This window comes from Cellulomonas soli (genome assembly GCF_013409305.1).
In the GTDB taxonomy this organism is placed as follows: Bacteria; Actinomycetota; Actinomycetes; order Actinomycetales; family Cellulomonadaceae; genus Cellulomonas; species Cellulomonas soli.
On sequence record NZ_JACBZJ010000001.1, the window covers coordinates 2422121 to 2443017 of the forward strand.

The window sequence follows — 20897 nt, forward strand, 5'->3', positions numbered from 1 at the left end:
GAGCTGGCTCGACGCGCCGGGAACGCCCGTGACGGTCAGACGAGGACGGCGTCCTCGGTCCGCTCGCGGACCACCGAGGCGAACGTGCGGGCCAGCAGGGCACCGTGGGCGGCGATCGACGCGTCGTGCTGCGCGACGGCCGCGTCGACCGCGTCGGTGTCGATGTCCTCGTGCAGCGAGGCCCAGGCGTGCAGCGTCGCGGGGGACGCCTCCGGGTGGAACTGCAGGCCCCACGCCGAGGCGCCGACCCGGAACGCCTGGTACGGGTACTGCCGGGAGTGCGCCAGCCAGACGGCCCCGCGGGGCAGGTCCACGACGGCGTCGGCGTGCATCGACGGCATGGGGGTCGCTCGGTGGTCCTCGGGCGTGCCCGGGTCGAGCAGCGGGCCGACGAGGGCGTCCGTGAGGGCCTCGGGGCGCCACCGGACCTCGATCACGCCGGCCTCGGGCCCGGGAGGGGCCGCCACCTGCACGCGGCCGCCGGTCGCGACGGCGAGCAGCTGGGCGCCCAGGCAGATGCCGAGGGTCGGCACGCCGGACGCGACGGCATCGGCGAGCAGCGTACGGGTCGCCGTGATGCCGGGGGCGTCCACGTCGAGCGCGGACATCTGGCCGCCGAGCACGAGCAGGCCGTCACCGACGTCTGCCAGGTCGAGGTGCTCGCCGCGGTAGGCGTGCACCGTGCGGGTCTCGACGCCGTCCAGCCAGTGGGCGAAGCGGTCGAGCGGGACGCCGGCATCGAGCTGCACGACGGTGACGAGGGGGGTGTGCTGGGGACTCACGAGCATGCACGGTACCCCCGACTCGTCCCACGACTGCAGCCGCCCAGGTCACGTCCTGGTCACGTTCTGGGAACGCTGCCACGACGTGGCCACGACGGGCCGGTGCCGTCCGCCCGCGCGGCTGCGCAGGGGGACGGCACCGGTCGGGTCAGGGGGCCTCGATCGCCGGGGTCACCGGGGTCGGTGCGATCTGCGGTGCCGAGCCGCCGGACTTCAGCTGCGCGAGACGGGCCTCGATCTCGAGCGAGGCGGTCGACTGCTCCAGCTCGGCGAACTGCGAGTCCAGGCTCGAGGCGGCGATCTCCGCCTGGCCCATGGCGAGCGCCTCCTCGCGGCGCACCTTGTCCTCGAAGCGGGACAGCTCGCTCGTCGGGTCCAGCACGTTGATCGAGGAGATCGCGGTCTGCACCGTCTGCTGCGCCTGCGCCGACTTCTGCCGGGCGACGAGGGTGTCGCGACGCTGCTTGAGCTGGCCGAGCTTGTCCTTCATCATCGCCAGCCCGGACTTGAGCTTCTCGACCGTCTCGCGCTGCTGGGCGATGATCGGCTCGGCGTCGCGGACCTCCTGCTCGGCGGTGATCTGCTTGCCGAGCGCGACCTTGGCGAGGTTGTCGAACTTGTCCGCGTTCAGCGCGTCACCGGTCGCGCGGTACTGGTCGGCGCGGGCCGAGGCGGCCAGCGCCTTCTGGCCCCACTCGCCCGAGGCGCGCACGTCCTCGTTGTAGTCCTGCTCGGCCAGGCGCAGGTTGCCGATCGTCTGGGCGATCGCCTTCTCGGCGTCCGCGATCGAGTTCGTGTAGTCGCGCACGAGCTGGTCCAGCATCTTCTGCGGGTCCTCGGCGCTGTCGATCAGCGCGTTGATGTTCGCCCGGGCGAGCTGGGTGATGCGTCCGAAGATGGACTGCTTCTCGGTCATCGGTCGTGCCTTTCGTCGTTGGAACACCTGCGTCCTTGCTGCCCTGCGGCTCGTGACCTGAGGGGTCAGAACCCGCCGCCGTTGCCTCCGCCGCCGAACCCGCCGCCGTTGCCCCCGCCGCCGAACCCGCCGCCGCTGCCGCCACCGTGGTGGCCGCCGCCGAAGCCGCCACCACCACCGCCGCGCAGGATCGAGTCGATGAGGATGCCCCCGAGGACCATGCCGCCGACCCCGTTGAACGGACCGCCGCCGCCGCGGCCTCCGCGACCGTCCCAGCCGTCGCGGTCCTGGTCCGCCCGGGCGACGTCGGCCTGCGCGAGCCGCTGCGCCTCCACGACGAGCTGTTCGGCCCGGCGTGCCGCGTCGAGGGCGGCCGCGGGGTCGGTCGTGCGCTGGTCGATCGCCGCCTGACGCAGGCGTGCGCCCTCGGCCAGCCGGGTGCGCGCCTCGGGTCCGATCGCTCCGCGCCGCGTGTCGACGTAGTCGGTGGTGGCCCGCAGGGCCGAGTCGAGCCGACCCAGGGCCTCGGCGAGCTGCGACTGCGCGCGTCGGCCCAGCTCCTCGGCCTGCCTGCGGGAGGCGAGCGCGGCGTCGAGCGCGGCCTCGGCGTCGGTGATCCGGCGCAGCGCCGCGAGCGGGTCACCACCGCCGTCGCGTGCGGAGCGCGCCTGCTCGATCGCGGTGCGCGCGTCCTGCGTGAGCGGGCCGACCTCGGGGCTGCCCGCGGCGAGACGGTCCACGTCGGCCAGGTCGGCGCTGATCGACTCGATCGCGGCCGCGAGGCGCACGCCGGCCGCCGCCAGGTCCTGCCCGGCGTGGTCGACCGCGTCGAGCAGGGTGGTGACCTGGCCGAGGGCCTCGCCGGCGGCACGCGCGTAGCCGACGGCCGTGCCCCGCTCGCCCCGCGTGACGGCGTCCCGACCCTGCCCGATCGTCGCGGTCACCTGCTCGAGCAGCAGCCGGGCCTGGTCGGGGTTGTGCGTCACGGACTCCAGGGCCTGGGCCGGGTACGTCGCGGTGAGGGTGGCGAGCGCCGCCCGGGCCGTGTCGATCCGGGCGTGCAGCGCGGTCGCGGTCCGCTCGTGGGTGTCGAGCGCGTCGGCGACGGTGGCCTGCAGGTCGCGCAGCGCGTCGAACGCCTCGGTCTGCGCGTCGAGCTCGGAGGCGATCTGGGCGCACAGGCGGATGATCGCCAGCGCCGTGCCGCGGACCTGCTGCTCGGTGTCGGGGATGTCGTCGTCGAGCGTCTGCCGGAGCCGGAAGGCCTCGGTGACCTGCGTCTTCGCCCGGGCGAGGGTCGCGTCGAACTCGGCCACGGCCTGGTCCCCGAACTGCGCGTGCGCGAAGCCCAGCTCCTGCTCGGACGTGCGCAGCGCGTCGTCGAGGGAGACCAGTGCGGAGGCGGAGCGGCGGTCGAGCTCCTCGGTCGGCAGCGCGTCGAGCCCGTCACCGGCGGGGCGCTCGCCCGGGGCGCCGGGTCCGGTGATCACCGGACCGCTGCCCTTGCGGCGCCGGGCGGACGCGGCGGAGTACGCCACGGCGGCCCCGATGACGACGAGCCCGATGAGCAGCACCCAGACGAAGCCGGAGCCGCCCGAGGAGCCGGTCGCCGCCTCGCGGATCCCGTCGGCGGTCGTGATCGCGGCGCCGGCCCAGTCCTCGTCCCGCAGCGCGTCCTCGGTCTGGGCCGAGACGGCGGTCAGCTCGCCTTCGGTGATCCCGTCCACGCTCGAGGGGGCGAGGAAGTACTTCCGGGCGTCCACCGCGACCGCGAGCAGGAGGTCGTTCGAGCCGAGGCCCGAGCTCTGGGCGGTCTGCTGCGTCCACGCCTCGGGTGTCGCGCCGCCGAAGTCGGAGACGTAGACCACGTACAGCTGGTACGGGGTCTCGGTCGCCAGCTGGTCCAGCGCGTCCTGCACCTGCGCGGTGCTGCCGTCCAGCGCGCCCACCTGGTCGGTGATCTCCGAGGTCAGGGTCAGCGGGTCGGCCGCGGGCAGGACGAGAGCGGTGGCGGGTGAGGCGGTCGACAGGGCGAGCCCCGCGACCAGCGCAGCGGCCACGGACCACCGCCGAGCGCCGGACGGCATGGACCTGCGACGACGAAGGGGAGGCACGGGTTCGATCCTTTCTCAGGCTTGCACCCCGCGCAACGCTCATCCACAGGCCTGGGTTCCCGCCACGTCCCCGCCACGCCCCCGCCACGCCCCGCTCGCCGCGAGCGGGTGGAGCCGGGCCTCAGCCCCGGCCCGCCTCCAGGTCCTCCGCGTCGAGGATCGTGTACGCGTAGCCCTGCTCGGCCAGGAAGCGCTGCCGGTGGGCGGCGAACTCCTGGTCGACGGTGTCGCGCGCGACGACCGTGTAGAAGTGCGCCGTGCGCCCATCGCCCTTGGGTCGCAGCAGCCGCCCGAGCCGCTGGGCCTCCTCCTGCCGGGACCCGAACGAGCCCGAGACCTGCACCGCGACGGACGCCTCGGGCAGGTCGATCGAGAAGTTCGCGACCTTCGAGACGACCAGCTTGGTGATCTCGCCCGCGCGGAACGCGTCGAACAGCCGCTGACGCTCCCGCACGGTCGTCTCCCCGGTGATGAGGTCGGCACCGATGTGCTCGGCGAGCTCGTGGAGCTGGTCGAGGTACTGGCCGATGACGAGCGTCGGGGCACCCTCGTGCGCGGCGACGATCTGCTCGACGACCTTGTTCTTGCCCGAGGCGGTCGCCGCCAGCCGGTACTTGTCCTCGGGCTCGGCGGTCGCGTACGTCATGCGCTCCGCGTCGGGCAGTGTCAGGCGCACCTCGACGCAGTCGGCCGGGGCGATGTAGCCCTGCGCCTCGATGTCCTTCCACGGCGCGTCGAACCGCTTGGGCCCGATCAGGCTGAACACCTCGTCCTCGCGACCGTCCTCGCGCACGAGCGTGGCCGTCAGGCCCAGGCGCCGGCGAGCCTGCAGGTCGGCCGTCATACGGAAGATCGGCGCGGGCAGCAGGTGCACCTCGTCGTAGACCACCAGGCCCCAGTCGCGCGCGTCGAGCAGCTCGAGGTGCGTGTACACGCCCTTCCGCTTCGTGGTCAGCACCTGGTACGTCGCGATCGTGACGGGGCGGATCTCCTTGCGGGCACCGGAGTACTCGCCGATCTCGTCCTCGGTCAGCGACGTGCGCTTGACCAGCTCGTCGCGCCACTGCCGGGCCGAGACGGTGTTCGTCACCAGGATCAGCGTCGTCGTGCCGGACCGGGCCATCGCGCCGGCCCCGACCAGCGTCTTGCCGGCACCACATGGGAGTACGACGACGCCGGACCCGCCGTGGAAGAAGCCGTCGACGGCCTGCTGCTGGTACGGCCGCAGGGACCATCCGTCCTGGCGCAGCTCGATCGGGTGTGCCTCGCCGTCGACGTACCCGGCCAGGTCCTCCGCCGGCCAGCCGATCTTCAGCAGCACCTGCTTCAGGTGGCCGCGCTCCGAGGGGTGCACGATAACGTCGGTCTCGTCGATCCGCGCCCCCAGCAGACCGGCGGTGCGCCTGGAACGGGTGACCTCGGCGAGCACCGCCGGGTCCAGGGCGTGCAGCACCAGGCCGTGCACCGGGTCCTGCACCAGCTGCAGGCGGCCGTACCGGGACATCGTCTCGGCGACGTCGACCAGCAGCGCGTGCGGCACCGGGTAGCGCGAGTACTCCAGCAGCACGTCCACGACCTGCTCGGCGTCGTGCCCGGCGGCGCGGGCGTTCCACAGGCCCAGCGGCGTCAGCCGGTAGGTGTGCACGTGCTCGGGCGCACGCTCGAGCTCGGCGAACGGCGCGATGGCGCGCCGGCAGGCCTCGGCCTGGTCGTGGTCGACCTCGAGCAGCAGCGTCTTGTCGCTCTGCACGATGAGCGGGCCGTCGGGCACGCGCGCCTCCTGGGCTTCGGGATCGGTGACCGATCGGTTCTCGCTGGTGGTGCGGACGTGGTGCGGACGTGCGGTGCGAACAGGTCGTGCGCTGCCTCAGGCGCGTCGCACCGAGGCGATGCGGTGCACGGCGACGGTCAGCTCGGCCTCCCGCTCGGTGTCCACCGCGCGCAGCCGACCGCCCTCGACGAGCACCGGACGCAGCAGGCGGCGTTGCGGAACGCCGTGCGAGCCGACCAGCTCGACCCACACCTGCGCGCGCTCGGCTGCCGCCTCACGCAGGAGCACCAACGCCTCGGCGGGCTCGGCTGTTCCACCGGGCTCGGACGTCGGGCCGTGCGACGGGGCGCCGGCCACGGGTGCCGAGCTCGTACCGTCGTCGGCCTGGTGCCGCTCGGCCGTACGCAGCCGCCGCACGAGGGAGCCGAGCCGGGCCGTCGTGTCCCCGGCCGGCGGCGGGGCGCCGTCGAGCGTGCGTCGACGCACCCGGTCCGCCGCACGTCCGCGCACGCGGTGGACCGTCGGTGCCGTGTGCAGCACCTGCCCGTCGGGCGACTCCGCGACGGGGGCCAGCCCGTGCTCGCGCAGCGCGTCGAGCAGCTCGGCCGTCGGGGCCTGCGCGGCGAGCACGGTCGGCGCGAGCTGGACCAGCCCGAGCCGCGACAGCCGGGGGTCGTCGACCAGACCGGCCAGCAGCGCCGGGTCGTCGGCGCGCACGTAGCTCGACGCGACGCCCGCGCGCAGCCGGCCGTGACGGCGGGCGGCGTCCCTGACCAGGTATTCCAGCGGCTGGGGCACGCCGCCGCGCGCCCGTGCGTCCAGCTCGGCGAGCAGGTCGTCCGCGGTGCTGCCCGCGTCGAGGGCGCCGCGCACCGACGTCGGCGTGAACCGCACGGTGAGCGCACCTCCGCGCGACTCGACGACGGCCGCCCGGTCGAGCAGGTCCTCCAGCTCCGGGCTCGGTCTGCCGGGCACGATGCCGGTCAGGTCGCCCTGCAGCAGCACCTCGTCCACCGGCTCGGGCAGGGTCGTGGCGAGCGCCGCCGACGCCGCGCTCTCGGCCGAACCCGCGCCCTCGGCCGACCCTGCGTCGCCGCCGGGCCCGGCCAGCAGGGCACGCCCGGCGTCCGAGAGGGCGCCGGCGCCGGTCATCCCGATCCGCGACGCCTCGAGGAGCACGGCGGCGACCGAGGCGACCGGCGGGACCGCGCGCGGTGCACGCCAGCGCAGGGTCGCGACGACCTGGTCGGCAGTCGGCGCGAGGCCGTGCGGCGCACCGGCCAGCACCTCGAGCACCGAGCGGCGCAGACGCGGCGCCCACGGGCGGTGCAGCTCGGGGTCGAGCGCCGCGACCACGGAGCCGCGCTCGTCGCGGCCGCCGACCAGCCACGGCGTGCGGTTCGTGGTCAGCCAGGTCGCGGACAGCCGGGCCCAGCGGTCCGGCAGCGAGGCCGCGGCCCACTCGTCGGCCAGGACGGTCGGCACGAACGACGGGGACTCCTCGCCGTCGTCGCTGACCAGCCCGGCGGCACCGGCCAGCTCGACGACGAACGCGGCCTCGCCGTCGTCCACCTCGAGCAGCCCGGCCGTCCGGCGCAGGTCGCGCACCCCGAGGCCCCCGGCGCGCAGCACCGGCGGAGGCGTCCTGCCCCACAGCCGCACGAGGTGCGCGACGAGGCGCACGACCCGTTCGGCCGCTGCGGTCGACTCGGTGGCCACGAGCTCGGCGGGCCGCGCGGCCGCACCCGACCACGCCTCGGGCGTGCGGGCCGGTTCCCGGTGCGTGCGGCCGCCGCGCAGGGCCAGGGCGACCGTGCGGGGCAGCACGACGTGGCGGGCGTCGCCGCGCTCGAGGAGCCCGTTCTGCAGCAGCCAGCCGACGGCGGCCCCCGCGGGCGAGCCGGCCGCGGGGGCCACGCCGACCGGCGGTCCCCAGGTGAGAGCGTCGAGCACCGGGCGGGCCCCGGGCGGTGCGTCGCCGAGCAGGGTGTCGATCGCGTCGGCGGAATGGCCGGCGGAGCGGGCAGCGGCATGGCCGGCGGAGCCCGCAGCAACATGGCCGGCAGAGCGGGCGGAGGAGCCGTCGGCCTCGCCCCCGTCGGCCGGTGCGAGCCCGGCGGGGAACGGGCCGAGCACCTCGGCCAGCCCGGGCCCGGCGTGCAGGGCGGCGTCGGGTGCGTCGTCCTCGGGCCAGAGCAGCGCGAGCGCGACGGCCTCGTCGAGCGCCCGGCCGACCGCAGCCACGTCGGCGCGCCCGTCGGCCCCGACGGCCTGCACGACGCGGTCGCGCGGCACGGGTCCCAGGGCGACGACCGCCTCGAGCACCTGCAGGACCTGGGCGTCGACCTGGGCGAGCGCGCGGTCCAGACCTGTCCGGTTCGTCGCCCGGGCTGCCAACGACGTCAGGGTCGCGGGCGAGGGCGTGGCCAGGTCGGGGCGCCGTCGCAGCAGCTCGACGAGCATGTCGTCGCCGCGCGAGCGCAGGTACCCCGTGAACGTGGCCATCCGCACCACGATACGTGGGGGCCCCTCATCGAACTCTCACGCGCTGTTTCCCGCCGGTTCCTCAGGGCCCGCTCCCGTCCGTCGATGAGGAGGGGAGGTCACCCGGTCCAGGGGCACGACCCGACCACGGACGACGGAAGGCGGTGGCGTGCGCGCGACGTCCCTCGGTGTGCTCCCTCCCTCGGTCCGCGAGATCTGCGTGGGCAGGCAGGCCATCCACGACGTGCTCGGCCGTGCCGTCGGTCACGAGCTGCTGTTCCGGCCCAGCCGGTCGGCCGAGACCTCGGGTGTCGGCGTCGGCCCCGCGCCGGAAGGTGTGCGGGTCACCGGGGACGACGAGGCGACCGCGTCGGTGATCGTCGCGACGACCACCGAGTTCGGCACGCGCGACCTCGCGGGCGACGGCCAGCTGTTCGTCAACCTGCCGCGCTCGTTCGTCGTCGACGAGCTGCCGGTGCCGCTGGACCCGCGCCGGGTCGTGCTCGAGGTGCTCGAGCGCGTCGGGCCGGACGAGGAGGTCATGGCGGGCCTGCACCGGTTGCACCGCCGCGGGTTCGCCCTCGCGCTCGACGACTACGCACCGGGCGACCACCGCGAGGAGATGCTCCCGCTGTGCGAGTACGTCAAGATCGATCTCGGCGACGTGCCGGCCGAGGAGCTCGCGGGCCTGGTCGCGCACGTGCGGCGCCGCGCCCCGCGTGCCCGTCTCGTCGCCGAACGGGTGGAGACCGCGGACGACTTCACGCTGGCCGTCGACGTCGGGTTCGACCTGTTCCAGGGCTACCACCTGCGCCGTCCGGTCGTGCTGTCCCGGCCGGCGCTCGTGCACCACGCCCTGGTCGCCTCCCGCCTGCTCGTCCGGCTGGGCGACCCGCAGGTCTCGTACCGCGTGCTCGCCCGGCTGACCGCGGCAGACCCGGCGATCACCCTCAAGGTGTTCCGCGTCGTCAACTCGGTGGCGGGCGCGGGCCAGCGGGTGCGCAACCTGCACCAGGCGCTCGTGCTGCTGGGCCGCTACCGGTTCCGGTCGATGCTCGTGCTCGAGGTGCTGGCGATCTCCGGTCACCGGGACGACGAGATCGCGCTGCGCTCGCTCGCGCGTGCCAGCGCCGCCGAGATCCTCGTCCCGCAGGACCCGCTCGCCGCCTCGACCGAGACGCTCGTGCGGATGGTCGCCGAGATGCTGCACATGACGGTCGACGAGCTCGGCACCTCGATCCATCGCACCGTCCCCACGCACGACGTGCAGGAGGCGTGCGACGTCCTGGACGCGTACCTGGCGGCGGTCGAGCACGACACCGAGCCGGACGAGGAGATGTCGCAGGACATGTTCGCCGTCTCGATGGCGTACCTGGCCGGTGTGCGCGAGGCGCGCGAGGTGCTCAACGGGGTCCTGGCGCCGGTTCCGCTGCCGCTCGACTGACCTGCGGCGATAGCGTCGGGGTGCCCGTGCACCCCTGCTCACCGCCGAGGACCGATGTGACCAGCGACGCCCCGACCGACCTGCCCGCGCTCGACCCCGCCACGCTCGCCGGGCTGCGCGCCGACGCCGAGGCCCAGCTGCCGGACGTCGTCGCGCTGCGGCACGCGCTGCACCGCACACCGGAGATCGGTCTCGCCCTGCCGGCCACGCAGGCGCTCGTGCTCGCCGCGCTCGACGGACTCGACCTCGAGGTGCGCACGGGCACCGGGCTCTCCTCGGTGGTGGCGGTCCTGCGCGGCGCGCGCCCCGGCCCGGCGGTGCTGCTGCGCGGGGACATGGACGCGCTGCCCGTCACCGAGCGGTCGGGCGAGCCGTTCTCCTCGCAGCACGAGGGCGTGATGCACGCGTGCGGCCACGACCTGCACGTCGCCGGGCTGGTCGGCGCGGCCCGGCTGCTCGCCGCACGTCGCGCGCAGATCGCGGGGTCGGTCGTCCTGATGTTCCAGCCGGGCGAGGAGGGTGACCACGGGGCACGCCTGATGATCGAGGAGGGCGTGCTCGACGCCGCGGGCGAACGGGTCGTGGCTGCCTACGGGCTGCACGTGATGTCCTCGACGCTGCCGACCGGCCTGGTCACCTCGCGTCCCGGCACACTGCTCGCTGCCGCCGACCAGGTGCACGTCACGGTCCACGGGGCCGGCGGTCACGGTTCGATGCCGCACCTCGCGCAGGACCCGGTGCCCGTCGCCGCCGAGATCGTGCTCGCCCTGCAGGCGATGGTCACCCGCCAGTTCGACGTGTTCGACCCCGTCGTCGTGACGGTCGGTCGGATCGCGGCCGGCACCACCGACAACGTCATCCCGGCCACCGCGCACCTCGACGCGACGGTCCGCACCTTCTCCGAGGCGGTGCACGCGGTCGCGCCGGGGCGGATCACCCGGGTCTGCGAGGGCATCGCCGCCGCGCACGGCATGAGCGTGACCGTCGAGCACGTGCGCGGCTACCCGGTCACCGTCAACCGCCCCGAGGAGGTCCGCCGTGTCGCGCGCCTGGCCACCGGGCTGTTCGGGGAGCAGGCCTACCGCGAGTCACCGCAGCCGATCTCCGGTGCCGAGGACTTCTCGTACGTCCTGCAGCAGGTGCCGGGCGCGTACCTCGCCGTGGGGGCGACCCCGGTCGGTGCCGACCCGGCGACCGCCCCTTACAACCACTCGGCGCAGGCCAGGTTCGCCGACGAGGCGCTCGCGGTCGGCCCGGCGGTGCTCGCCGCGCTCGCCCTCGACCGTCTCGCGCAGGGCTGAGGGCTCCGGCGGCAGGCTGCGGCAACCGTCCCGGCAGCAGGTCCGTCCAGGGTGCCGCCCGGATAGCGACGGCCCCGCACCGCTCGACCGACCGCGCGGGGGCCGCTTGCCGGTAGCCTGGGTGCGTCCATGTTCTCCGAGGATCCCAGAGGTTGCGGTGCCCACCGGCAAGGTCAAGTGGTTCGACACCGAGCGCGGCTTCGGCTTCATCGCCAGCGACGACGGCGGTGAGGTGTTCCTGCACGCCTCCGCCCTGCCTGCGGGGGTGACCGCGCCCAAGCCCGGCGCGAAGGTCGACTTCGGCGTGGCGGACGGACGTCGGGGCCCTCAGGCCCTGTCGGTCACGCTGCTGGACCCGGTGCCCACGGTCGCGAAGGTGCAGCGCAAGCCCGTCGACGACATGGCGATCATCGTCGAGGACCTCATCAAGGTGCTCGACAAGGTCGGCAACGACCTGCGCCGCGGCCGCTACCCGGAGAAGGCCCGCGCCACCCAGTACGCCACGCTGCTGCGCGCCGTCGCCGACGACATCGAGGCCTGAGATGGCCGCCGCGACGAAGGACGCCGTGCTCGGCTCGGCCGTGGAGCTCGCCCGCGAGGTCGCCCTCGGCCTCGCCGAGCAGCCCACGGACGTCGGCGAGCACCTCGGGCTGGTCGTCGAGGGGGAGCGGCTCGTCTCGCACCGGTTCGCGTGCACCGCACGCGGGTACCGGGGCTGGGAGTGGACCGTCACCGTGGCCCGGGTGCCACGCGCCCGCACCGCGACGGTCTGCGAGGCCGAGCTGCTGCCCGGTCCGGACGCCGTGCTGGCCCCGACATGGGTCCCGTGGGCCGACCGCCTGCGCCCGGGGGACATCGGTCCGGGCGACACGCTGCCGTTCCGGGCCGACGACCCGCGCCTGGAGCCGGGGTGGACGCCGTCCGGCGACCCCGAGCTCGACGCGGTTGCCATCGACGAGCTCGCCCTCGCCCGTGCCCGGGTGCTGTCGCCGGAGGGTCGTGACGAGGCCGCCGAGCGCTGGTACCGCGGCTCGCGCGGGCCGACGTCCGCCGGGTCGCTCGCAGCGAGCGCCGCGTGCGGCTCGTGCGGGTTCCTCGTCGCCCTGCGCGGCTCGCTCGGCACGGTCTTCGGCGTGTGCGCGAACGAGTGGTCGCCGGACGACGGCAAGGTCGTCAGCGTCGACCACGGGTGCGGTGCGCACTCCGAGACCGAGGTCGAGGCCGTGCCGAGCGACTGGCCGGCACCGGACCCGCTGATCGACGAGCTGCTGCTCGAGGTCGTGCCGAACGAGCCCTCCGCCGGGGCACCGGCTGCCGAGGCGGTCGCTGAGCCCGGCGTCGAGGGTGCCGACGAGGCGCCTGCGATCGAGACCGAGGAGGCGATCGCCGAGGCCCTCGTGGCCGACGAGCCGGTGGCCGACGCGCCGGTGGCCGACGAGCCGATGGCCGACGAGCCGATGGCCGACGAAGCGGTTGCTGACGCGGCCGTCACGGCGGACGACGAGCCCGACCCCGGGCCGTGACCCCCGACGCCTTCGGCACCGCGGACCTGCGCGCCGCCGTCCTGGAGGCGTGGCGCGTCTCACCGGCGCGCCTGCGGGAGGACGCGAACCTCGAGGAGGACCACGCCCGCGGCTACTACCGGGACCGTGTGCTCGTCGAGCTCGCGCAGAACGCCTCGGACGCCGCGGTGCGCGCAGGGGTGCCGGGACGGCTGCTGCTCAGGCTGACGCACGCGACCGACGACGAGCTGCTCGACGGTGCGGCGCCGACCGACGGTGCCGCACCCGGCGCGCCCGTGCTCGTCGCCGCGAACACCGGGACGCCGCTCGACGCCGCAGGCGTGGCGTCGTTGGCCTCGCTGCGGGCGTCGGCCAAGCGTCCTGGGCCCGGTGGCGAGCCGCCGGTGGGCGGGCACGGCGACGGGACCGGCGCGGTCGTCGGCCGGTTCGGCGTCGGTTTCGCTGCGGTCCGGGCGGTCGCCGACGAGGTCGCGGTGCTCTCCACGACGGGGGGCGTGCGCTTCTCCCTCGCGGACTCCCGGGCACTGCTGGAACGCGCCGGGGCGGACGTCCCCGCGCTGGCCGAGGAGGTGCGCCGGCGCGACGGCTCGTTGCCGGCGCTGCGCCTGCCGCTGCCTGCCGACGGGCGGCCGCCGACCGGCTACGACACGGCTGTGGTCCTGCACCTGCGTGACGAGGTCGCGGCCGACGAGGTGCGCGCGCTGCTCGACGCGGTGGGCGACCCGCTGCTGCTGGCCCTGCCCGGGCTCGTGGAGATCGTGGTCGAGGACCTCACGTCGTCGACCCCCGTGCGACGGGTCGCCGACGTGGCCTCGCGCTGGCACGTCGGGAGCGGCGAGGGCGTGCTCGACGCGCACCTGCTGGCCGACCGGCCGGTCGAGGAGCGAGGCAGCCGCACCTGGCGGGTCACCTGGGCGGTGCCGCGCGCGGGGGTGCAGGTGGGGTGGGACCCCGTGGTGCACGCGCCGACGCCGACGGACGAGGGCTGCACGGTGCCCGCGCTGCTGGTCGCCACGCTGCCGCTCGACCCGTCCCGCAGGCACGTGGCCGCCGGTCCGGCCACGCAGGCCGTGCTCGAGCACGCCGCGCAGGTGCTGGCCCGGCTCGCGCACGACCTGGCGCTGGCCGGCGGCGACCCGCTCGCGCTCGTACCGACGGGCCTGGCCGCGGGCACGCTGGACGCGGACCTGCGGACCCGGGTCGTCGACCGGCTGGCCCGGACACCGATGCTGCGGTCCCACGACGGTGACGCAGCGGCGGGCCTCGAGGCCCGCGCCGGCGCGCTGGTGGCGCCCGACCGGGCCGTCGCGGTGGCGGGCGCCGTCGGTCGGGACCCTGTGGCGGTCGGTGCCCTCGCGCACGCCCTCGCGGACCTGGTGCTCGTGCCGGCGGGCCGCGAGGCGCAGGCGCGGGTGCTCGGCGTCGAGGTGCGTCCGGTCGCCGACGTGGTCGACCAGCTCCCTGCCGACCCGTCGGTGCCCTGGTCGACGCTGTACGCGGCGCTGGCGGCGTCGGACTCCGAGCCGCAGGTGCGCGAGGCCCTTGCTGGCCTGCCGGTCCCGCTCGTCGACGGGCGGGTCGTGCGCGGCGTGCGGGGCACGGTGCTGCTCGACGCCGACGTGGTCGAGCGGGTGGGGGTCGCGGCGCTCGAGGTGCTCGGTCGGTGGGGACTGCGCGTGGTCGACCCGGCGGTCGCGCACCCGTTGCTGGCCCGGCTCGGCGCGTTCGAACCCGGGCCCGGCGGCCTGCTCGCGCACGATGCGGTGCGTGCGGCGGTGCTCGCGCAGGCGGACGACGACGACCTCGAGCTGGCCGAGGAGGTCACGGGCGCGGTCCTCGCGGTCGTCCGCGCCGCCCTGGGTGCGGGGGCCGACCGGTCGGACGGCGACGGACGTGACGGCGGGGGAGAGCTCGGCGGACCTCTGGACGACCCGGGTCCGGTGGCTGCGCGGGTGCTCGCCCCGGGTGTCTCCGCATGGCTCGGCCTGCTCACCCTGCCTGCCGCGGACGGTGAGCCGACCCCCGCGCACGGCCTCGTCCTGCCCGGCTCCCCGGCGGCCCGGCTGCTCGACGACCGTGTGCTCGCACCGATCGCGCTCGACGCCGTGGACCGGTGGGGGGCTCGGGTGCTGGTGACCGTCGGTGTGCGCCAGGACCTGGTCCTGGTGGACCTGGCCGACCAGGTGGCCGACGGTGACGCCGTCGACCCGGATGCGACCGACGCCGCCGCGCTCGCCGCGCAACAGCTCGACGGCTGGCCCGACTACCTCGACGAGCTCGGTGCCCGGCTGGGGCCGGGGGAGTACGTGGGCGACCTCGTCGCGGTGGCGGATCTCGACGCGGTCGACGAGGACGCCTGGGCCGAGGTGCTGCGCAGGCTCGCCCGCACGCCGGTGCTGCGCGAGGCGCTGCTCACGCCGGTCCGGGGCGAGCGGGGAGGGGTCGCGCCGTCCTACACGTTGTGGTGGCTGCGGGAGCGTTCGGGTGTCGTGCCCGCAGGGACGTTCGCGACGGACGAGGCCGAGCCGGTCCTCGCTGCGACGCTGCCCGCCGTCCCGGAGCTGCTCGCCGGCCTCGACGGTCAGGTGCAGCGGGCGCTCGGCGGGGCCGGTGCCCTGGCCGAGCTCGACGGCCCGGCCTGGTCGGCGCTGATCGCCGGTCTCGGCCCGGTCGGAACGGCCGTCGACCTGCGCACCGCCACCGCGTTGTGGCGCGGCCTGGCCGCGCTGGCCGGGTCGCCCGGGGACCCGGACCTGGACGACGCGTCGGGGCCGCCGGCCACGGTGCCTGCCCTGGTCGGGCCGGCACGGGTGGCCGTGGTCCGTGCCGAGGACGCCGCGGTGGCCGACGCACCGTGCTGGTGGCAGCGCACGGACGTGGCGGCGATGGTGCCGGCTGCCGGGCGCCGGCAGGCGGAACGGCTGGCGTCGCTGCTCGACGTGCCGCTCGCCTCCGACCTGGCCGACGGCCTCCTCGCAGGCCTGGTCCACGGGGACGCGGGAGAGGCTGCTGCACGGGTCGACGTCCCGTCGCAGGTCCGGCCGCTCGTGCCGGGTGCGCCGACGGTGTGGTTCGAGCACGAGGACCTGACGGTCGACGGGGCACCCGTGGACTGGTGGGTGCGGGGTGCGGGTGCGCAGACCGAGGTGCACGCGATGACCGTCGCCGGGCTCGCCTCGGGTCTGGCGTGGGCGGCGGGGCGGTGGTCGGCCCGGCACGCGGTCGAGCGGGTGCTCGGCGACCCGGACCGGGCGGGCGAGGTGCTGCTCGACGCCGTGCTCGACACGGCGCTCGACACGGCGCTCGACGCCGTGCTCGACGCGGTGCTCGACCCTGCGGGGCCCACGGAGGACGACGGCGGGCGGTGACCGCGCGCGGGTTCGCGGACCGGGGTCGTCAGGTCGCGAGCCTCAGGCGTCGGGGTGGCGCCGTGTCCAGGCGAGCGCGAGCACGCCGAGGGCGAGCCCGGTGCCGCAGACCGCCACGGCCGACCACTCGGCCCGACCGGTGAGGGTGAGCACACCGGTCACGACGAGCCCGAGCGCCCACAGGGCCATGCCCACGACCACGACGTGCCGCAGGTCGACGCTGACGGGTGCCGGTGTCTGGCTGCTCGGGCGCAGCAGGTCCTCGCGCAGGGTGCCCACGGGCCGAGCCTACTGCGCGCCCGCGGGGCGGACGGGTCCGGTCCGCGGGCGCCGGGCCGTCAGCCGCGCGAGCTGATCGCCAGCGCGGAGGCCGTCGCGAGCGCCTCGGGCACGGCGGCCAGGTACGTGTGCGCGACGTCGAACGGCTCGAAGCCGGTCGCGAGGACGGCCTCCACGTCGTTCTCCTCGTGCGCGAGCACGGCCGACAGCGCAGGTCCGTAGGGGCCGGTGCCGGTGCGGAGGGCCTGGGCGATGTCGTCGGAGACCCCGGTGCGGCTGACCAGGTCGTCCGCCGAGTAGTGCTGCTGGGCGGCGACGGCCGACAGCAGGCCGACGGTGTACCCGGCGTCGGAGCCGGCGAGCGCCCGCACGGTCTGCGCGCGGGTGAGCACGGCCCACAGTGCGCCGACGGTCGTCGGGCGGGCGTCGATGAGCGAGGCCATCGCGAGCGCGGCGAGCTGCTGCGGGCCGACGAGCACGACGGCCTGGTGCACCGAGTCGACGCGGCGGCGCATGCCGTACGTGCTCGAGTTGACCAGGTGCAGCACGCGGATCGCCAGCTCGGGGTCCGAGCCGACCATGCGGACGACAGCGGCCTGGTCGATGGCGTCGGCGGAGAGCAGCTGCATGAGCTCGAGGCACTGCAGCTCGCCGGCGTTGAAGCTGCGGCCGGTGGTCTCGTGGTTGCGCTCGAACATGGGCCCCTGGAGCAGGTCCATGCCGATCTCGCGGGCGAGGCGGATGCGCTCGCGGGTGTCGGCGCGCTCGCCGATGACCCCGACGCCGACGTTGTGGGCACGCTCGACGAGGGTCGCGATGCGATCCGCACCGCGGGCCGTGTCGATCTTCACGTGGTCCACGTAGGGCAGCAGGGCGTCCTGCGACGCGGTGCCGCTGTAGTCGCCCAGCACCAGGTGCTGGCCGGCGCCGCGCAGCGTCGAGGCCCGCACGACGGCGTCGTCGCGCACCGCGAGGGTGAGCGGGATCTCCAGCAGCAGTCCGCTGCCTGTGCGGGTGAGCGGGATCGCGCCCGTGAAGATGCCGGCGGTGGCGCGCAGCACGAGCGGACGGTCGCCGGCGAGCGTCTCCAGGTCGAGCTGACCGAGCTCGGCGTCGACGAGGTTCTCGACGCGGTCGTCGGGCTCGGGCACACCGGAGGAGTCGAGGACCTGGGCGCGCACGGCGTACCCGAAGACGCTGCGGTCGGGGTGGACGATCGGCTGGCGCTGGATCGTGACGGACCCCACCTGACGTCCATAGCTGAAGTCGTGCAGCACGCTCATCGTCCCTCCATGCGGATCATCAGGCGTCCCCTGACCCATCGGTCGGACGGCGTCGGCTCTGAGGAACTCGCGCCAGAGCAGGCGGGTGGTCATGTCGGTCGGACGCGACGTGCGGCGTCAGCCGAGCGGTGCGCGCAGCGGCCAGTCGCCCTCGAGGACGACCTGCACGGCGCGGCCGGTGGCCCTGTCCACGACGAGCGGGGCGAGCAGGTTGGCGGTCGGCTGGGCGTGCGCGGGCCCCGCGGGGTGCACGACGACGAGCAGCGTGTGGCCCTCGTCGGCCGGGTCGGTCCCGTCCTGGCGCAGGCGGGCGGCCGTGGCGGCCACGTCCGGGGTGTAGCCGGAGAAGAACGCGTCGGGCGCGACGACGAACAGCCGCAGCGGGACACCGACGTCGTCGGTGCTGCGCAGCGCGAACAGCGCGCCCTGGTCGTCGAGGGGGTCGAGGAGCAGCTCGTCGTGCGCCGGCAGGCCGGGCAGCGGGTCGAGGAGCCGGAGGGTGGCGGGCACGGCCGAGGGGCCGTGGGCGGTCCGGACGAGGACGGTGGTCGAGGTGCGCACGGTCGGCGCCTCCTTCATCAGGGTGGCGCTCATCGCAGGTAGTCCAGGAGCGTGGGCTGCAGCACCTTCGAGGTGGCGCCGAGGGCGCCCTTGTACGCGACCTCCTGCGCCTGCAGGTCCAGGATGACCGCTGCGAGGTCGATGTCCTCGATGGACGACAGCTGCGTGGTGAGCGCGAGCTGGCGGTCCGCGAGCGTGGACTGGGCGGTCAGCACCTGGTTGTGCCGGGCACCGACCGAGGCGACCTGGGTGAGCATCGCGTCCATGTGCGTGTCGATGTCGTCGAGCGAGGCGGTGGGGTCGCCGCCGGCCCGCAGCTGCGTGGCGATGTCGTCCAGGAGGGCGAACACCGAGGTGGTGCCCTCGCCGAAGACCGCCGCGCCGTCGGCGTCGACCCGCACGTCGACGGCGTCGCCGACCTTGCGCTCGACGGGCGGGGTGACCCCGGCCACGGTCCCGGTGAAGGCGTAGGTGGTGGAGTCGAAGGCGACGCCGGCGTTCGACGTGCCGGCGAAGACGGTCCGGCCGAGGTACGTCGTGTTGGACTGGCTGAGCAGCTGGGCCTTGACGCCGTCGATCTCGGCGGCGAGCGCCTCGCGGGACTGCGCGCCGAGGGCCGCGTCGCCGCCCTGGACGGTGAGGTCGCGGGCGCGGCGCAGGGCCGACAGCGACGAGGTCAGCGCGGTGTCGACCGTGGTGAGCCAGGCCTCCGCGTCGGTGGCGTTGCGCGAGTACTGGTTGGAGGTGCGCTGGTCGGCCCGCAGCCGGAGCATGTCGGAGGCGGCGGCCGGGTCGTCGGACGGCGCGTTGACGTTCTTGCCGCTCGACATCTTGGTCTGCAGGTCGGCCATGGTCCGCAGGTTCGACTGCAGGTTGCCGAGGGTGGATCTCTGCACCGTCAGGTGCGTCACGCGGGGAATCACAGCATTACCTCCCGACCACGCCGGTCCGGTTGATGAGGGTGTCGAGCATCTCGTCGATCGCGGTCATCACGCGGGCGGCTCCTTCGTACGCGCGCTGGTAGGCCAGCATGTTGACGGTCTCCTCGTCGGTGTCGACCGAGGCCTGCGACAGCTGTTGGGTCGAGGCGTTCGTCCGCGCGGCCTCGGCGACCGTGTACCGCGCGGTGGCGCTGGCGGCCCGGCTGCCGAGCTCGACGACGGAGGCGCTCCACACGGCGTCGGGCCCGGAGGTCGACGAGCCGAGCGCGCCGATCGCCTTGCCGATCGAGCCGTCGAGCGCCCCGCCGGTCGGGGTGGCCACCGCGATGTCGGCCTTGTCGGTCACGGCGAGCGTGAGGCCGAGCGCGGCGGGCTGGCCCGCGGCGAACGTGAAGAAGGCGGTGCCCGCGGCGCCGGCGATGGTCTGCCCGGTGGTGTGCAGGGCGTTGACCTGGTTCGCGATGGTCGTGGCGAGCGTGTCGTACCGGGCTGCGGCTTCGGTGAGGATGCCGCCGGTGCCGGTCGCGTCGGGCGGTGCCAGCACGGACAGCTGCCCGGCGACGGTGCCGCCGCTCAGGCCGACGGGCACGGTGGGCCGGTCGGCCCACACGACGGAGACCGAGGTCCCGGCGTTCGCCTGGAGGAACGTCGTCGCGCCCGAGACCTGCAGGGTGTGCACGGTCGTGCCGGAGACGAGGGAGTTGCCGCCCAGGAGGACGTCGATCTGGCCGTTGTCGCGGGTGCTTGCCACGCCGCCGACCATCTCGGACAGCTGGGTGACGAGGAGGTCCCGCTGGTCCATCAGCTCGTTGGCGTTGCCGCCCGCGTTCTGGATGTTGAGGATCTCCTTGTTGAGGTCGGCGACGTTGGCGGCGACGGTGTTGGCCTGCGCGACCGTCTCGACGGTGCTCGTGCGTCCCTGCTCCCACTGGGTCTGGGCGGAGGTGTACAGCGAGGCGAGGCGGTCGACGACCGCGGTCGAGCTCTCCAGCACGACCGAGCGCGCCGAGTCCTTGTCCGGGGTGTTGGCGAGGTCCTGCCACGAGGACCACATGGTGCTGAGCTGCGTCGCGAGGCCGGTCTTGGCGGGTTCACCGACCGAGTTCTCGAGCGTGTCGTACGCGGAGGCGCGCGCGCTGAGGTAGCCGGAGGACGAGGTGGTGACGCGCACCTGCGCGTCGAGGAAGGTGTCGCCGAGCCGGGCCACGCCCGTGACGCGGGTGCCGTTGCCGACGCCGCTGGACGTGGAGAACATCGATGCGACGACCGCGGTCGGCTGCGACACCATGGTGGCGCGCTGGCGCGTGTAGCCGACGGTGTTGGCGTTGGCGACGTTCTGGCCGGAGACCTCGAGGGCCTGGCGCTGGGCGATCAGCGAGCTCAGCGCGGTGCCGAGTCCGGAGAAGGTGCTCACGGGGTAAGGCCTCCTAGATCGAGCGGTCGAGCAGCTGGGCGAGGGCTTCGCCGTCGTGGCGCTGGCCCGTGCCGTCGTAGGTGTGCACGGTCTCGTGCAGGGTCATGAGGGTTTCCTGGGTGGCGCGGTGCGACATGGCCAGGAGCTCGCGGTTGCCGTCGGCGAGCTGGGCGATCTCGCTCGTGAGGGTGGCGAACGCGTCGCGGTGGGCGCGCAGCAGCTCGTCCCACGGCGCGGGGGCGTGGTCGGCGAGGACGCCGAGGCTGCACCCGGGGTCGATGCCCAGCTGTTGGGCGACGGCCTCGGCCTCGACCGCGCGGCCGAGCTCGGCGTCGCGGATCTCGGCGAGCACCTGTTCCACCTCGCGTGTGGCGTGCGCGAGCCAGCGGGTGCGTCCGCTCGTGAGGAGCAGCTGCTCCTCCTCGAGCTTGAACAGCAGCAGCTCGAGGAGGTGGCGCTCCTGCCACAGCACCTCGGACAGCCGGTTCAGAGCCATCGTCGTCCCTTCTGACGCGTGCATACCTGTCGGGATGCCGACCGGTCGTCCCCTGCCCATCGGGCCGTGCGTCCGGTTGCTGACGAGTTCGGGCGGGGTAGTTCGTGCCGTGTCGTGGACGGGGTGTGCCGGGGGTGCTGTGCCGACCGGCTGCGCGACCAGGGGAGGGGCCGTGAGATGGACGTTCGTCCAGAACCGGGTGGAGGCACCCAGGGCGTTG

Annotated in this window: 16 protein-coding genes; 5 read left to right on the forward strand and 11 right to left on the reverse strand. The window is 75.0% G+C overall.

Going from position 1 to position 20897, the window contains the following annotated elements:
* Positions 1–35: 35 nt before the first annotated feature.
* The 5 genes from BKA22_RS11265 to BKA22_RS11285 all read right to left on the reverse strand — a co-directional run bounded on the left by BKA22_RS11265 (position 36) and on the right by BKA22_RS11285 (position 8088).
* Positions 36–788: a type 1 glutamine amidotransferase gene (locus BKA22_RS11265; RefSeq protein WP_146953458.1), complete on the reverse strand. Its 753-nt coding sequence runs from the start codon at positions 786–788 to the stop codon at positions 36–38.
* 142 nt (positions 789–930) lie between these two features.
* Positions 931–1698 (reverse strand): PspA/IM30 family protein, encoded by a 768-nt coding sequence (locus BKA22_RS11270; RefSeq protein WP_146953457.1) that lies wholly within the window; start codon positions 1696–1698, stop codon positions 931–933.
* Positions 1699–1763: 65 nt separating this feature from the next.
* The gene (locus BKA22_RS11275) at positions 1764–3758 is read right to left on the reverse strand and encodes a TPM domain-containing protein (RefSeq protein WP_262926915.1); all 1995 of its coding nucleotides are present in this window, start codon (positions 3756–3758) and stop codon (positions 1764–1766) included.
* 175 nt (positions 3759–3933) lie between these two features.
* Complete coding sequence (locus BKA22_RS11280; protein ID WP_146953456.1) at positions 3934–5583, reverse strand: DNA repair helicase XPB; 1650 nt, start codon at positions 5581–5583, stop codon at positions 3934–3936.
* A gap of 96 nt (positions 5584–5679) precedes the next feature.
* A complete protein-coding gene (locus BKA22_RS11285; RefSeq protein WP_146953455.1) occupies positions 5680–8088 on the reverse strand; it encodes a helicase-associated domain-containing protein in 2409 nt (802 codons plus the stop codon).
* A gap of 148 nt (positions 8089–8236) precedes the next feature.
* On the opposite strand from BKA22_RS11285, the gene BKA22_RS11290 reads away from it, so the two are divergent.
* The 5 genes from BKA22_RS11290 to BKA22_RS11310 all read left to right on the forward strand — a co-directional run bounded on the left by BKA22_RS11290 (position 8237) and on the right by BKA22_RS11310 (position 15703).
* Positions 8237–9511 (forward strand): EAL and HDOD domain-containing protein, encoded by a 1275-nt coding sequence (locus BKA22_RS11290; RefSeq protein ID WP_146953454.1) that lies wholly within the window; start codon positions 8237–8239, stop codon positions 9509–9511.
* 56 nt (positions 9512–9567) lie between these two features.
* Complete coding sequence (locus tag BKA22_RS11295) at positions 9568–10812, forward strand: M20 metallopeptidase family protein (protein WP_223203626.1); 1245 nt, start codon at positions 9568–9570, stop codon at positions 10810–10812.
* A gap of 157 nt (positions 10813–10969) precedes the next feature.
* A complete protein-coding gene (locus tag BKA22_RS11300; protein WP_146953453.1) occupies positions 10970–11353 on the forward strand; it encodes a cold-shock protein in 384 nt (127 codons plus the stop codon).
* A gap of 1 nt (position 11354) precedes the next feature.
* Entirely contained in the window at positions 11355–12335 is a 981-nt protein-coding gene (locus BKA22_RS11305) for a DUF3027 domain-containing protein (RefSeq protein ID WP_146953452.1), read from the forward strand.
* The gene (locus BKA22_RS11310; protein ID WP_218866635.1) at positions 12332–15703 is read left to right on the forward strand and encodes a sacsin N-terminal ATP-binding-like domain-containing protein; all 3372 of its coding nucleotides are present in this window, start codon (positions 12332–12334) and stop codon (positions 15701–15703) included. The genes BKA22_RS11305 and BKA22_RS11310 overlap by 4 nt, the downstream gene beginning before the upstream one ends.
* Before the next feature lie 42 nt (positions 15704–15745).
* Here the strand turns inward: BKA22_RS11310 and BKA22_RS19840 are convergent, their stop codons facing one another.
* The 6 genes from BKA22_RS19840 to flgN all read right to left on the reverse strand — a co-directional run bounded on the left by BKA22_RS19840 (position 15746) and on the right by flgN (position 20677).
* Positions 15746–15982, reverse strand: a complete 237-nt coding sequence (locus BKA22_RS19840) for a DUF2530 domain-containing protein (RefSeq protein WP_223203625.1) — start codon at positions 15980–15982, stop codon at positions 15746–15748.
* Positions 15983–16041: 59 nt separating this feature from the next.
* Positions 16042–17265: an EAL and HDOD domain-containing protein gene (locus BKA22_RS11320; protein WP_146953451.1), complete on the reverse strand. Its 1224-nt coding sequence runs from the start codon at positions 17263–17265 to the stop codon at positions 16042–16044.
* A 117-nt stretch (positions 17266–17382) separates the two neighbouring features.
* Positions 17383–17859, reverse strand: a complete 477-nt coding sequence (locus BKA22_RS11325) for a flagellar assembly protein FliW (RefSeq protein ID WP_223203624.1) — start codon at positions 17857–17859, stop codon at positions 17383–17385.
* Positions 17856–18737 carry a flagellar hook-associated protein FlgL gene (gene flgL / locus BKA22_RS11330; protein WP_307725895.1) on the reverse strand — a complete coding sequence of 294 codons (882 nt, stop codon included), beginning with the start codon at positions 18735–18737 and terminating at the stop codon, positions 17856–17858. Before flgL ends, BKA22_RS11325 begins: the two co-directional genes overlap by 4 nt.
* A gap of 16 nt (positions 18738–18753) precedes the next feature.
* A complete protein-coding gene (flgK, locus tag BKA22_RS11335; RefSeq protein WP_146953449.1) occupies positions 18754–20181 on the reverse strand; it encodes a flagellar hook-associated protein FlgK in 1428 nt (475 codons plus the stop codon).
* 13 nt (positions 20182–20194) lie between these two features.
* A complete protein-coding gene (flgN, locus tag BKA22_RS11340) occupies positions 20195–20677 on the reverse strand; it encodes a flagellar export chaperone FlgN (RefSeq protein ID WP_146953448.1) in 483 nt (160 codons plus the stop codon).
* Between the last annotated feature and the right edge of the window lie 220 nt (positions 20678–20897).